We start from the raw sequence: 13036 nt of genomic DNA on the forward strand, positions 1-13036 counted from the left end.
CCGGAACAGCACCCACAACTCGTCCGGCACCAACCGCTCCACCAGATCCGCCATGCACAGCTCAACGAGCGATCACGCCATCAGAAACGGCGTCTAAGACCCGACGGGAGCACGGGGAGGGTGAAGGAGACGTCCAGGTTCCTGCGCTGCTGTTGGAGTCGTGCGACGGCCCGGGCGCGGAGGTCGGTGGCTTGGGTGTCCACCAGGGCTGGGCCTTCCAGGTCGAAGTCGACTTTCGTCAGGCGGTAGGCGTCGATGACGGTGCGGTAGGCCTTCACCAGCGCGTCCACCGAGCCGCAGGCCCTGGCGAGTTCGTTGCCGCTCTGCCCGCCGAAGGAGACTCGTACGTCACCGCCCTGGGCCCGGAGCCGGTCTGCTTGCCGTGCCATCGGGTTGGCGTCCAGCGGCTGCCTGCCGCCCCACTTGGGCACGCAGCCGCGCCCCGGAGAGACGAAGGCCAGGGTGTACTCCTTCGCCCCGGTCTCCTCGGCGGCCTTGAGAAGGTCCAGCGAGGGCCTGAGTGAGGTGTCCACGTAGGGCGAGAAGCCTGCGGGCTTATGGGTGGGCGGCGGGCTCGGATGCTGCGTAGCTGTTGGCTTGGGGGCTTTGGGCTTGGCCCGGTGGTGGTGGCTCGTGTTCGGGGAGGGCGTCGCTTGTGGGTGTCCGGGCTTGTGCTGGACGTCGCTCGAGCAGCCGGCGAGCAGCGCCGCGGCGGCCGCCGCGGCCGTCGCCGCCACCGTGGCGGTCCTTATCGGCCGACGGCTCGGGCGGGCGGCGGGCGCGTGGGCGAGGTTCGTCATCGTCGAGCTGTCCTTTGTGCCGTGACGTGGTCGTGCGGTGTGCGGTGCGAAGCGGCATCCGCGCCGCGGCGGACAGCGGTGCTGCATGCCTCGAACGCCGCCGAGGACGGGCTGATTCAAGGCCTCAGCTGTGATCCTACGTACCCGCCCCGCGCAGCAGGATCCGTAGAGGTGAGCGACGTCACCGAAGGGCGGGTTCCACGCGGTGATCTCTGTGCGTGACAAGGGCAGCGTGTGACGCCAGTCCGAAGGTCGCGGTGGCGGCCGGCGCACATCGGCTGCTCCGGACTCTGGGAAGCAGCTGGCGGCGACAGCTAACGGTGGGCTTTGTGCCGCTCGGGAAGGGGCGGGACAAGAGTGCCGACCATGCCCCTGCACGAGGTCCTCTTCGCTGGTACTGCAACGGCGTTTGTGCTGATGCGCCGTCAGTCTCACGGACTGTGGCCGCGTCGTTTGTCGGTCATCGGTCCATGAGAGGGGCACGCACAGAAACCTCCCCATAGTGACCGAGCGCTCGGTCGACCTCGAAGCAACCCGGCTCGCTGCACCGAGCAACGCTTACGTCGACATACAACGCTCAAGGCTGGGGTTTTCCTGGCTCGCCCGGAGTCGGCAGAGCACCTTGTCGGGGTTATAGACGCAGGTCAAGAAGGCATTCGGGTTGTCGTGAACGGCCAGGGTGGGGTTCGTCAGGAGCTTGCGGGCCTGCCGGGCGGTGAAGACGACGCCCTCGAACGCGGGGGCCTGGCTGGCGGCGAGGACAGCCCGCCGCGCGGCCGGTCCGGAGATCCCGCCCCCGGCGGCCCGGTCCGCGGCGAGGGTCGCGAGGGTCGGCGGCGACCGTGCACTCTTCCGGCTCGGAATAGTGACGCGGAGGGCCCCGCACGAAACCGGGAGGTCGGGGGTTCACGTGCGGGGCCGCTCACGGGGTGTGGGCCGTCAGACTCCGGTCAGGGTGTACGTACCCGTACCGTCCTGCCTGCCGCTGGAGTACTGGCGTATGAACTCCCCGTCCGCGTACCGGTCGTGGCCCATCATGGAGCCGGTGTACTTGTTCTGCACACCGATCTTCGAGCTGCCGGGTACGTCGCGGTAGATGTAGAACCGCTGGAGGTCGTCCTCCGTGCAGGGGGCCGTCTGCAGGACCGCCCGTTCGGTGGCCGCGTTCTGCTCGGCGATGGTCGCGCACCCGCCGTTGCCCCAGTTCCACAGGGACGCCTCGAGGACCCCGTTGTGCTCCGTCACGTTGCACAGGCGCCAGTTGTCCAGGTGGGCGCTGAAGATCGTCGAGGGCCGCAGGCGGACACCGTCGGCCGCCAGGAGCGGCGCGCCCCACGACAGGGGCTGGCCGGGTACAGCGATCTTGTAGGCGCCGGACTCGCAGTTGAGAGCGGCCCGCGCGCTACGCCCGGTGGCCTTGGGCTGTTCGGCGAACGTGCCGCTGGTGAGAGCCGGGCGCTGCACGAGGCGGTCCCGCATCTGCTTCGCCGTCGGCGCCACCGCACCCGCCGGGTGCTCGGCCTTCGCGGCGGCCGAGCCGCAGTCGAGGAGGCTCTGTGCCTTGGCCATGATGCTGTCTGCGGGCACCTTGTCCTGGCAGCGCACCGCGCCTTCCTCGAGGGTGGTGTAGGTGGTGAAGTTGCCGCTGCCGGGCCCCTCGATCCACTTCAACGCCCAACCGCCGTCGCCCTGTTGGACGCGGTTGCAGTTGAGGCTTCCGTACGTGCCGGTGACCTTCTTGGTGCCCTTGTAGACGCCGTAGTAGCCGGGCTGGTTGAAGTTCCACGTGACCGCATTCGACTCAGTGCTGGTGGAGGAGTAGTCGACCTTTACGTTCAGGCCCAGGCTCGCGCCGGCCTTGCCGAGGGTCTCGACGGCGAAACTGCCCTCGACATTGCCGTTGAGGCCGACGGAGACCGAGATGGTCGTCTGGGTGCTGGTGCTGACGGTCTGGTTGCCGGTTGTGCCCTCGGTGACGTACCAGCCCTTGAAGTGGGTGATGGTCGGGGACACTTCGGTGGTCTTGATGTACGGGTGGCGTGTGCCCAGGTCGGCCGCCGCACAGGTGTCGCCGGGCGCGGGCGTCTGCGCCGTCGTGGTGGTGGGTGCTGCAGCAGCCGGTGAGGCGGCAAGGCCCATGGCGGTGACCGCCCAGGCGGCCGCCGTAGCGGTCACCGCCATGAGTGATCTGCCGTTGCGGCTGACGGGTCCTATGGGGCGCATCGTTGCCCTTTCCCCCTGGTCGTGTGGTTCGGTCAAGGGGCGAACGTAGCGGCCACGGGGGTCCCGGCGGGAGCCCGGAACGGGCCAAAAATGATCATAGAGGGTCTTATTTCGCCTCTGTCGCGCACGGGCGGCGGACCGGTTCCGTCCCTGACGGACCTGTACGCCACCGAACAGGGCCGGCTCTCCAGATGATGCTGACGCCGCAGACCCAGCGGACGGACGGCGGTGGTCATTCCTTGCCGCGGACCACGGCGACGGAGCAGTGCGCGTGATGCAGCAGAGCCTGGCTGACCGAGCCGAGAACAGGCCGGTGAAGCCACCGCGGCCCCGCGCACCGGCCCTGGTCTGGTCCCCCTCGGTCTGGTCCAGCACTTCGGATGGGTCGAACGTCGTTGGATGCGTTGGGGTTTTGCAGCCGAGGAGGTCGTTGCCTGTCCGCCCGGCGGAGACGCCGCCCAGTGGGCTGTCGCCGTCGGCGTCCACCACAAGCCCTCGCCACCTACAACGCCGAAGTGGCCGCAGCAAAAACTCCTGGCGTCGTCAGCCGCCTTGTCCGACAAGGCTCGCCTCGGTGGCGGTTCCAGCCGGCGGCATCTACTTGTCAGGTGCCGTCGCGATAGAGGTCGGCCAGGAGGGCGGTGGCGGCGTGGGTGGAGGGGTGGGGGGCTTGCCGGTGCCAGATGAGGTGGACGGGGACGGGGTTGGCGTCGCGTAGGGGGCGGTAGGCGATGCCGTCGCGGCGGTACTGGGTGGCGGTTGCCTGTGGGGTGATGCCGACGCAGCGTCCGGTGGCGATGGCGGCAAGCCAGTCGTCGACATCCTGGGTGTACTCCACGATGGGGCGGGCGCCTTCGGGCCACAGGTCCAAGCTGGTCGTTCCGGTGCGGCGGTCCACCACGAGGGTGCGGTCGCGCGTCTCGGCCAGAGGGATGCTTCGGCGCTTTGTCCACGGGTCGTCGGAGGCGAGAGCGAGGTACCGGGGTTCGTGGCCGACGCAGTGGTGGGCGTAGCGGCGGGTGTCGATGGCAGTTCGGACGATGGCCATGTCGCACAGCCCCTCGGCGAGACCCCCGGTGGGTGAGTTGTGGCGGACGAGGTGGAGTTCCGTGTCGGGGTGGAGGTTGTGCCAGCGGCGTTGGAACTCAGCGGTGTGGCGGCCCATTGCAGACCAGGCGTGGCCGATGCGCAGCCGTGTGCGGCCGGTGGTGGCCTGGCGGACCAGTTCGTCGGACTCGGCGAGTAGGTGTCGGGCGCGTGCGATGACCTGCGCTCCAGCGGTGGTGGGGGTGACCGTGCGGCTGGTGCGGTGCAGGAGCCGCATACCCAGGATCTGCTCCAGGGCGAGCAGTGTGCGAGAGGCCGTTGCCTGAGAGATGCCCAAGTCGATCGCTGCGTCGGTGAAACTGCCGGTGTCGACGATCGCCACCAGACACCGCAAGTGCTTCAGCTCCAAGTTCCCACGGTCCATGCAGCCAGCGTATAGATGGTGTACCGGATGCATTATGCGGATGCGGTGGCGTGCCAGAGGGTCATGGCATGACACTCGATGCTCGGGCGCAGACCATCAGGGCCGATGCCACGCCTGCGATCGCACCGCGGTGGCCGGGTCTGGCACTGATGATGGGCAGTGGCCTGTCCAATCAAGCCGGAGCGGCGATCGGCGCACTCGCCTTCCCGGTCCTTGGGCCGGTGGGGGTGGTGGCGGTGCGCCAGTGGGTCGCCGCGGCGATTTTGATGGCCGCCGGCCGGCCGAGGTTGCGCTGCTTCACCCGCGCGCAGTGGCGTCTCGTACTGGGCCTGGCCGCGGTTTTCGCGACGATGAATGTCACGCTGTATGCGGCGATCGATCGCATTGGCCTCGGTCTCGCCGTCACCCTCGAGTTCCTTGGTCCGCTCACCGTGGCCTTGATGGGCTCCCGCCGTCGCATCGACCTGGTGTGTGCGCTGGCTGCCGGGTGTGCCGTCGTCGTCCTTACCCGCCCCCAGCCCAGCACCGACTACTTCGGCATCGCCCTGGCACTGCTCGCGGCTGGCTGCTGGGGCTGCTACATCTTGCTCAACCGTACGGTGGGTAAGCGTCTTCCGGGCCTGGAGGGATCGGCCGCGGCAGCGGCGGTCTCAGCCGTGTTCTACCTGCCCGTCGGCGCCGGCAGCTTGCTGGCCCACCAGCCCACCGTCGAGTCCTTGATGTGTGCGCTGGCTGCTGGAGTTCTCTCCTCTGCGGTGCCGTTCCTGTGTGACCTCCTGGCACTGCGCCGGGTTCCCGCGAGGTTCTTCGGGGTCTTCATGAGCATCAACCCGGTATGCGCCACGTTGATCGGCATGCTCGTCCTCGCTGAGCGCCTCGATCCGGCCTCGTGGCTGGCGATGGCCGTGATTGTCACCGCAAATACGGTCGCCGTGGGGAGCTCGGCGCGCCGCGAAAGAAGCAGCCCTCGTGACCTGAGGGACACCTCCGCTGCGCGATCCGGCTGACGGTCACGGGAATGCACACGGCGGGCGTGACGCGACTGGGGCCGCGCAACCCGCGACGACCAGCCCGCTCGGCTCCCGTGCCGGCATACGACGAGGAAGCCGGACGATCCGTCCGGCCCCTTCGGGCGTGCATCCAGGTGTCCCCGTACCGCACCAACCGTGACGGCTTTTCAGCAGGTCAGAGTACGCATCGCCCTCGGTTTCGCATCGCTCGCCCTCGCGAGCGGTGGTCTCGGCGGGGGTGTCGTCGTAGCCGCCGACGACGGAGAAGCGACGACACAGCAGCCCACGACGGAGGTCTCCCGCTCCGCACGGGCCGGGGACAAGCAGACGACGGGCCGGGCGTGCCGCACGCAGACCGGGAGCGGGTCTTCGAACGGTTCGTCCGAGCGGACGACGCCCGCGACTTGCGATGCCGGAGGGGCTGGCCTGGGGCTGGCCATCGTCCGCGACGTCGTCCTCCGGCATGCCGGAACCATCTCCAACGACGAAGCGGACGGCAGCGGCGCCCGCTTCACCGTCACGCTGCCTGCGGCCCCTACGGCAGACCCGGCGGGCTGAGCGCGCCGAACGCCCGGTCAGGCCCCACCATCGGGGCTGGAAGGAGCGTTCGTCTTCGGCGCAGACTCGCCCAGCGCCGTGAGGATGTCGCGGACGGTGTGGTCGAAGAGCGGTTCGGGGTCGGTCAGGGCGAAGTCGAGGTGGCCGAAGACCTCCACGGCCACCGCCCCGTACAGCCGCGCCCAGCAGGAGACGAAGACGTAGATGCCCTCCAGGGGCACGGGCTCGCCGGAGAGGTGCTCGCGTACCTCCTCCAGCTGGGCGGTCCAGGCCGGGTCCAGGTCAGTGGGCGGCTGGATGTTTCCGCGGCGCCACAGCTGGACCATCAACTCCAGCAGGACACCGCCGAACCGCCAGCTGGGGTCGTGTGCGGCGGCGCCGGGTGCGGTGTCGGCGTCCGTGAGCGGTTTGGCGAACAGCAGCCCGAACTCCTGGGGATGGGCCAGTGCCCAGCGGCGCAATTCGCGGCAGGCTTCGCCCAGTTGCTGCCCCGGTTCGGAGGCGGGGTGGCGGTCGCGGGCCGCTGCCAGGGCCGTGGCCAGCTCGTCGTAGAGGGACGAGGTCAGCGCCTGGATCAGGTCCCGGTGAGCGGCGTAGTAGCGGTAGAGGCCAGGCGCCGTCATGCCCATCTCGCGGGCGATGGCCCGCAGCGTGACGGCGGCCGGTCCTTCCTCGACCAGCAGTCGCCGGCCGGTTTGCAAGATCTCGGCCAGCGCCTCTTCGCGGACGCGGTGGCGGCGTCGGGTCGGGGAGGTTCCTGGAGTGCTCGGCACAGCGGCCCGCCCGCCTTCCACTTGACAAAGTTAACGCCTATCACTTTACCTTTCTCCCGAAAGTTAACAGTGTTAGCAATCTCTTCGGGGGAGCCCCATGAAGCACGGCACGAAGCACGGCCTGAGGTATGGCATCGTCCTGACCTACACAGTCACCCCGCGGTGGCTGGCGCTGTCGCGCGAGGAACGCAACGCGATGCGCACGGAGCATCTGGAGCCGGTCTTCGCCGCCTATGCGGACCGGGTGACGGCCCGCTTCTTCGACGCCGAAGCGTTCACCGGGCGGGTCTCGGACTTCGCCGTACTGGAGACCGATGACCTGGGCGCGTACTACTTCCTCGTCGAGGCCCTGCGCGACACCCCCGTCATCAGCGAGGGCTACCTCACCTTCGCCGACATCTTCCTGGGCGTCGAGGACGGCTTCCAGGCGTATGAGGAGTCTCTGTCGCACGGGACCGTGTCGAACGGGGGCGGATCCCGGTGACGTGACCGCACCAAAGGGATACGAGCGGCAGTGGCCGATGCGGCTGCTGCGGGGCACAGCGGTTCTGGTGTTCCTGGACACGCTCGTACAGGCAGCCCTGGCCGGTCTGTTCGTCACCGGGGACCTCGACCTGCTGGCCTGGCACGCGGCCAACGCCGGTGTGCTCAGCGCGCTCACGGTCATCCAGACCGCGCTCGCGGTGGTGGTGTGGCGGCGGTTGCGGGGACCGGGCTGGCCCGCGGCTGTCAGCGCGGCGCTTGTCGGACTGGTAAGTGTGCAGCAGGGGTTGGGCGAGGCGCGGGTGCTGGCCGGGCACATACCGCTGGGCATGGCGGTCTTCGGCTGCGCGACGGCCACGGTCAGAACTCTTCTGAGGACGCCTGATGGGCCGCCAGGCCCCTATCGGACACGCCCGCCGACCCGGTGCCGGCACACACCACCCCTGCTCAGCGGGGGCGACACAGCTGAGACAAAACACTCCGGCCAGAAATCTCCTGAGTAAGACCCGGCTCCGGGACAGCACCCGCCATGCTCCCAGCAGGACGCCGTGGCTGCTTGGGCTGCGTCGAGAGCTCTAGTTCGGTTGTCTTCCGTGTCCCCCGCGCTCTCGCCGTCGGAGGAGCCGCCCCGGCGGTCCGGTTGCGGTCCATCAGTTCCGGTTGCGGTCCATCAGGTAGGCGCGTGCCGCGTCGGGCACAGGCAGGGGCGACTGGGTGCGGATGAGCCGTTCCGCACCCACGAGGACGGTGGGGACCGCCCGTTTGCGTACGCGTCCGCGGCTGGGTTACTTGACATCGACTCGTCCTACCCGGTCGGGGCCGGTCGTCAGTGCCTCGCATGTGGTCTGCCACACGGGGGCGCCCGGGTGGAGTTGGGTGTAGAGGTAGGCCGCGGTGAGCCGGGCGAGGGCGGCAACTCGCTCCGGGTTCTCGTCGGTGGTCTCGGCGGCGTCGTATCCGGCAATGCCGCCGAGTCCGTGCTCCGCGTCGAACAGGGTGAGCAGGGTCTTGGGGCCGGGGGCGAGGGCGTAGGGGTCGGCGTGCCAGTCCGGTCCCATGTCCGTGAAGTGCCGAGAGTCGTCCTTGTCGCCGACGACGACCAGCGCGGGTGCGGTCATGGTGGAGAAGTCGACGGCCCCGATGATGGGCCACTGCTCGGCCATGGGCCCGTTGAGGATGTCGCCGCCCCTACCGGGCGCGGCGAGCAGTACGCCCGCCTTGATCCGGGGCTCGACGAGGTGCACCACGTTCCCGGTGTCGGGGTCGGTGAGCCCGGCGCCCAGCAGGAGGGCGGCGGTGAAGCCGCCGAGCGAGTGCCCGGCGAGGGCGACCTTGGCGTGGTCGATCCGTCCGGCGAGCTGCGGCACGGCGTTCTCGATCACGTCGAGCCGGTCGAGGATGTGGGTCATGTCCTCGGCACGGGAGCGCCAGAAGTCGGGTGCGCCTGGTGCGTCGGCGACCAGGTGGCTCAGTGTCCTGGAGGTGAGGTGGGTGGGCTGGATGACGACGAATCCGTGTGCCGCCCAGAAGTTGGCGAGCGGTGCGTAGCCGTTGAGCGAGGAGAGGTGGTTCGAGGGGCCGTGGCCGTGGGAGAGGAGGATGACGGGGAGGCTGGTTCCGGTCACGGGGGCGGAGACGCGTACCTGGAGGTCCACGGGACGTCCGGGCACGGAGAGGACTACGGGGCTGAAGGACAGGACCGGGACGGGTGTGCCCAAGGTGTCGGCGCTGGTGGCGGTGGTTGTGCTCACGATGTGGGTTCCCTTTCGGTGGCGCCTGCCGCCCGCCCGGTCTCCTGCGGCCGGCGGGCGGACAAGACGGTCAGGAGCGCCCCGTTTCGGTTAAGGTGAAACGGAACACTGCTCCATTTACTATCTGGAGCGGTGCTCCGTTTTGTCAAGTGGTGTCGAAGGAGAACGTGATGGCCACCGAGGGCCCCGCAGGAGAGTCGCCGTCCCGAAGCAAGCGGTCCGATGCCCAGCGCAACCGGCAGACGGTACTCACCGCTGCCGCCGAGGTCTTCGTCACCTCCGGCGTCGACGCGCCGATCCGCCAGATCGCGGCCCAGGCAGGCGTCGGGATGGCCACGATCTACCGCCACTTCCCGACCCGGGCGGATCTGGTCACCGCCGTCTACCACCACCAGATCGAGGCATGCGCCGAGGCCGGCCCCCGTCTGCTGGCGAGTGCCGACTCCCCGCTCGACGCACTGCGCCAATGGATCGACCTTTTCGTCGACTTCCTGGTCACCAAGCACGGACTCGCCGACGCCCTGCAGTCGGACAGCGACCGCTTCGCCGCGCTGCACGCCTACTTCCTCGACCGCCTGCTGCCCGTCTGCGCCCAACTGCTCGACGCCGCGGCCGAGGCCGACGAAATCAGGCCCGGCACACGGCCCTACGAGCTGATGCGCGGCATCGGCAACCTCTGCATCGGACGCGACAACGACCCCCGGTACGACCCCCGGCGCCTGATCGCCCTCCTCCTCCAGGGACTCCAGCAACCTCAGGAGTGCTGATGCCGACGAGCGACATCGAGACTCGGTGCTCAAGGCCGCGGTCGGGGGCGGGGTAGCCGAGCAGCGGATCAGGGAGGTCCGCCCAGCTCTCGACGCCGCGCGACGGCTCTCGGTCGTCGAGCAGACCCACAGGTGCTGCGTGCGGTGCGGCGCGACCTGCGCTCCGTCTACGCCGACCACTACCGCATCCTCGGCGCCCCCTCCACCGGCGAACCCTTGAAGGTCCTGGAGACCCTGGACGAACGCGGCCACGACTCCGCGTTCTTCCTCGTCGACCAGTGGATATTGATCAAGCCGAGCGGGTGTTGACAACGCTCGTGATCAATGCACCGGATGAAGCGGCGCATGGCCGTGGTCAGGGTCGGGGTTACTGCGCGGGGTGGTGCAGGCGCAGTGCGAGGGCGGCGATGTCGTCGTCCAGGCGTCCTTGGCTGTAGTGGAGCAGGTCGCGGTGCAGAGCCGTGAGCAGTTCGTCGGGTGGTGTGGGGGGTTGTTGGCGCATCCAGGTGGCCAGGGGGAAGAATGCGCCGTCGCGGGCTCGGGCCTCGGTGACTCCGTCGGTATAGAGGAGCAGTAGGTCGCCGGGGGTGAAGTCGAAGGTGTCGATGGTGTAGTGGTCGCCGATGACTTCGGCGAGGTTGAGCAGCGGGGAGGGGGTGGTGGGTTCCAGGGTGCGGAGGCCGCCGCGGTTGAGGAGGAGCGGTGGGGGGTGTCCGCAGTTGAGGATGTTGATGTGTCCGCTCTTGTGGGGGATTTCGGCGAGGAGGGCGGTGGCGAAGCGTTCGAGGGGGCCTTCGGGGGGAAAGGCGGCGTTGTATCGGGTGCTGGTGGCGTCCAGCCGGCGCGCAATGCTGGCCATGTCGGGCTCGGTGTGGGCTGCTTCGCGGAAGGAGTTGACGATGGCCGCGGCAGCTCCTACCGCTGGTAGGCCTTTGCCGCGTACGTCACCGATCAGCAGCCTGACCCCGTATCGGGTGTCGACCACCTCGTAGAAATCTCCGCCGATACGGGCCTCCGCGGCGGCTGCGAGGTAGAGGGAGTCGATTTCGATGCTGCCCAAGCGGCGTGGCATCGGGCTGAGGACCACCTGCTGCGCCGCGTCGGCGACCAGCCGCACCTGAAAGAGGGTCCGCTCCCGCTGGAGACGGACATGACTTCCGTACGCGGCCGCCACGGTGACCGCGATGATCCCCCCAGCCGTCCACCATGTCCCCAAACCAGGAAACACAAGGCTCAGACCAATCATCAAAAACAAGCAGACCGTTCCCAACAACACCGTGGGAAGCACCGGCCACATCGCAGCAGCGAGAGCCGGCGCCGCCGGCAAAAGACGACTGAACGCCACCTCCGGAGGCGTCACATACGCCAAAGCAGCGATCACCACCGTCAAAACCACCGGCGACAAACGCACAAACCACCCCCACCCGCGACCGCCACCCCACCACCACCCAGACCCAATCACGCCCCTACAATATCCACACAAACGAGACACAGCGCCCCATGTCGCCCCACCAACACCGACAGTGTGTCGCGCCAGCCCCACACACCGCCGACAAGACCACCGAAAACCCCAACACCCGCAGCAACGCAACCACCACCCCGACGGATCTCCGCCGTCCCCGCGCTCGAGCCACCGCCACCACACGTACCAGCGCGGTCGTCCCCACCAACGTGGGGTGATCCGTTATCCGTCGTCGCGCCCTGAGACGCCGTGCTTGTGGCCCCGAAGTCCTGGCCAGACACCAGCCGCAAGGTGACCGGTGGCCTTGGGTCGGCTTCGACAGGCGGGCGCCTGGAGTCCGCGTGGCGGAGGACGGCCGGTCGAGAAACCGATCGACAGACGGGTCCACGAGGCACTGGGATGGCTCCAACTGCCCGCTGCATGGACCGGGCCGACCGCAGGAGTTGCTCTTGGCGACAGGGAGAACCGCGGCCCCCCGCCCCGCGATCGATGCCGCACTGGCCAGGCGTCTGGTCGATACGCAGTTCCCGCAGTGGGCCGAGCTACCTCTCACGCTGCTCGACCCGGCCGGTTCGGACCATGTGATCTACCGGCTGGGCGAGGACCTGTCCGTCCGGCTGCCCCGCCATGCGGGAGCCATCGGGCAGGCGAGGAAGGAGTCTGAGTGGCTTCCCAGGCTCGCCCCGCACCTGCCACTGGCCATCCCCGTGCCGGTGGCGGTGGGTGAGCCCGACTTCGACTATCCGTGGCCGTGGGCGGTGTCCCGCTGGCTGGACGGCGAGGTGGCGACTGCCGAGGCCTTGGCCGACTCGTCCCGGGCTGCCGTCCAACTGGCGGAGTTCCTCACCGCCCTTCAGGCATTCGCGCCAGAGGACTCCCCCGTCGGGGACGCGGGCGAGGACCTCGCCGGTCGGCCGCTGGCCGACCGGGACCGCGCGACGCGGGCCGCTATCGCTGAGGTCGATGGTGCGTTCGACGCCGCGGCCATGACCGAGTTGTGGGACGCGGCGCTGAGCGCCCCCGAGTGGGATCGCCCTCCGGTCTGGTTCCACGGCGACTTCCACACCGGCAACCTGCTCACCGTCGACGGCCGCCTCAGCGCGGTCATCGACTTCGGCGGGCTCGGCATCGGCGACCCGGCCTGTGACCTGACCATCGCCTTCACCCTGATGTCTGCCGGGAGCCGGGCTGCCTTCCGCGCCACGCTCGGCGCCGACGCCGCCACCTGGACCCGGGGCCGCGGCTGGGCCCTGGCCACGGGCCTGAACGCCTACACCTCCTACGCCGCCACCAATCCCCGGATCGCCGCACAGACCACCCGCCAGATCACCGAGGCTCTGATCGGCTGATCAACTCAACCCAGGACATGTGGGTTCATGGAGAACGCCCTGAGCCCATTTCGGGCTCCGATCTGTACGCCCGAGGGGCGAGGCGATCGTGGCCCAGATGATGCTCTGGTCGGACGAGATACGGTCCGTCACCGGCCTGATCGAGCCGGCCCCGGAGCCCTGGCGCCCGGAACTCCCGGGCCCTGGCACCACGAGACCGCCAGAGAGCAGCTGGAGAGCATCAGTGGATGCAGCAAGGCCTCCAACTGGGTTCGAGACCAGATGAGTTGCTCATTGCTGCATCAAGACGTTCGGACAACACGTCGTCTCCGCAACGACCCATCACCGCCGAGGCCACCGGCCACCGGCCACCTGGCTACGGGACGTCACAGATCATCGGTTCAAGCTTC

At 68.9% G+C, this 13036-nt stretch carries 13 protein-coding genes and 1 pseudogene; 7 read left to right on the forward strand and 7 right to left on the reverse strand.

Features of this window, described 5'->3' with window-relative positions; genetic code table 11:
* Positions 1-80 precede the first annotated feature (80 nt).
* From ACFV1J_RS23940 to ACFV1J_RS23955, 4 genes and pseudogenes are all read right to left on the reverse strand, one after another.
* A complete protein-coding gene (locus tag ACFV1J_RS23940; protein ID WP_385861106.1) occupies positions 81-800 on the reverse strand; it encodes a hypothetical protein in 720 nt (239 codons plus the stop codon).
* 939 nt (positions 801-1739) lie between these two features.
* Complete coding sequence (locus tag ACFV1J_RS23945) at positions 1740-2981, reverse strand: hypothetical protein (RefSeq protein WP_385861266.1); 1242 nt, start codon at positions 2979-2981, stop codon at positions 1740-1742.
* Positions 2982-3255: 274 nt separating this feature from the next.
* A pseudogene (locus ACFV1J_RS23950) lies at positions 3256-3362 on the reverse strand (universal stress protein); the annotation flags it as partial.
* A gap of 265 nt (positions 3363-3627) precedes the next feature.
* Positions 3628-4494, reverse strand: coding sequence for a LysR family transcriptional regulator (locus ACFV1J_RS23955; RefSeq protein ID WP_385861107.1), 867 nt, complete (start codon positions 4492-4494; stop codon positions 3628-3630).
* 149 nt (positions 4495-4643) lie between these two features.
* Between ACFV1J_RS23955 and ACFV1J_RS23960 the strand changes: the two genes are divergently transcribed.
* Together ACFV1J_RS23960 and ACFV1J_RS23965 are read left to right on the forward strand one after the other, a co-directional pair.
* Positions 4644-5501 (forward strand): DMT family transporter, encoded by an 858-nt coding sequence (locus ACFV1J_RS23960; protein ID WP_385861268.1) that lies wholly within the window; start codon positions 4644-4646, stop codon positions 5499-5501.
* Positions 5502-5660: 159 nt separating this feature from the next.
* Positions 5661-6062: an ATP-binding protein gene (locus tag ACFV1J_RS23965; protein WP_385861109.1), complete on the forward strand. Its 402-nt coding sequence runs from the start codon at positions 5661-5663 to the stop codon at positions 6060-6062.
* A 17-nt stretch (positions 6063-6079) separates the two neighbouring features.
* On the opposite strand, the gene ACFV1J_RS23970 is transcribed toward ACFV1J_RS23965, so the two are convergent.
* Positions 6080-6835 (reverse strand): TetR/AcrR family transcriptional regulator, encoded by a 756-nt coding sequence (locus ACFV1J_RS23970; RefSeq protein WP_385861111.1) that lies wholly within the window; start codon positions 6833-6835, stop codon positions 6080-6082.
* 97 nt (positions 6836-6932) lie between these two features.
* On the opposite strand from ACFV1J_RS23970, the gene ACFV1J_RS23975 reads away from it, so the two are divergent.
* Both ACFV1J_RS23975 and ACFV1J_RS23980 read left to right on the forward strand, forming a co-directional pair.
* Positions 6933-7319 (forward strand): darcynin family protein, encoded by a 387-nt coding sequence (locus tag ACFV1J_RS23975; protein WP_385861113.1) that lies wholly within the window; start codon positions 6933-6935, stop codon positions 7317-7319.
* A 1-nt stretch (position 7320) separates the two neighbouring features.
* The gene (locus ACFV1J_RS23980; protein ID WP_385861115.1) at positions 7321-7821 is read left to right on the forward strand and encodes a hypothetical protein; all 501 of its coding nucleotides are present in this window, start codon (positions 7321-7323) and stop codon (positions 7819-7821) included.
* 282 nt (positions 7822-8103) lie between these two features.
* On the opposite strand, the gene ACFV1J_RS23985 is transcribed toward ACFV1J_RS23980, so the two are convergent.
* Positions 8104-9069 carry an alpha/beta hydrolase family protein gene (locus tag ACFV1J_RS23985; RefSeq protein ID WP_385861116.1) on the reverse strand — a complete coding sequence of 322 codons (966 nt, stop codon included), beginning with the start codon at positions 9067-9069 and terminating at the stop codon, positions 8104-8106.
* Positions 9070-9239: 170 nt separating this feature from the next.
* Between ACFV1J_RS23985 and ACFV1J_RS23990 the strand changes: the two genes are divergently transcribed.
* Both ACFV1J_RS23990 and ACFV1J_RS23995 read left to right on the forward strand, forming a co-directional pair.
* Entirely contained in the window at positions 9240-9836 is a 597-nt protein-coding gene (locus ACFV1J_RS23990; protein WP_385861118.1) for a TetR/AcrR family transcriptional regulator, read from the forward strand.
* A gap of 132 nt (positions 9837-9968) precedes the next feature.
* Positions 9969-10145, forward strand: coding sequence for a hypothetical protein (locus ACFV1J_RS23995; protein WP_385861120.1), 177 nt, complete (start codon positions 9969-9971; stop codon positions 10143-10145).
* Between the two features lie 58 nt (positions 10146-10203).
* Here ACFV1J_RS23995 and ACFV1J_RS24000 read toward each other — a convergent pair whose 3' ends face one another.
* Complete coding sequence (locus ACFV1J_RS24000; protein WP_385861122.1) at positions 10204-11247, reverse strand: PP2C family protein-serine/threonine phosphatase; 1044 nt, start codon at positions 11245-11247, stop codon at positions 10204-10206.
* 500 nt (positions 11248-11747) lie between these two features.
* Between ACFV1J_RS24000 and ACFV1J_RS24005 the strand changes: the two genes are divergently transcribed.
* Complete coding sequence (locus ACFV1J_RS24005; RefSeq protein ID WP_385861124.1) at positions 11748-12647, forward strand: aminoglycoside phosphotransferase family protein; 900 nt, start codon at positions 11748-11750, stop codon at positions 12645-12647.
* Positions 12648-13036: the final 389 nt, after the last annotated feature.

The sequence above is a fragment of the Streptomyces sp. NPDC059649 genome (genome assembly GCF_042734445.1).
In the GTDB taxonomy this organism is placed as follows: Bacteria; Actinomycetota; Actinomycetes; order Streptomycetales; family Streptomycetaceae; genus Streptomyces.

What these genes read in the sequence shown, in the direction of transcription:
- ACFV1J_RS23955 (WP_385861107.1), bottom strand. Translation starts at nt 4,494, where the DNA reads ATGGACCGTGGGAACTTGGAGCTGAAGCACTTGCGGTGTCTGGTGGCG.
- ACFV1J_RS23975 (WP_385861113.1), top strand. Translation starts at nt 6,933, where the DNA reads ATGAAGCACGGCACGAAGCACGGCCTGAGGTATGGCATCGTCCTGACC.
- ACFV1J_RS23940 (WP_385861106.1), bottom strand. Translation starts at nt 800, where the DNA reads ATGACGAACCTCGCCCACGCGCCCGCCGCCCGCCCGAGCCGTCGGCCG.
- ACFV1J_RS23945 (WP_385861266.1), bottom strand. Translation starts at nt 2,981, where the DNA reads ATGGCGGTGACCGCTACGGCGGCCGCCTGGGCGGTCACCGCCATGGGC.
- ACFV1J_RS23990 (WP_385861118.1), top strand. Translation starts at nt 9,240, where the DNA reads ATGGCCACCGAGGGCCCCGCAGGAGAGTCGCCGTCCCGAAGCAAGCGG.
- ACFV1J_RS23960 (WP_385861268.1), top strand. Translation starts at nt 4,644, where the DNA reads ATGATGGGCAGTGGCCTGTCCAATCAAGCCGGAGCGGCGATCGGCGCA.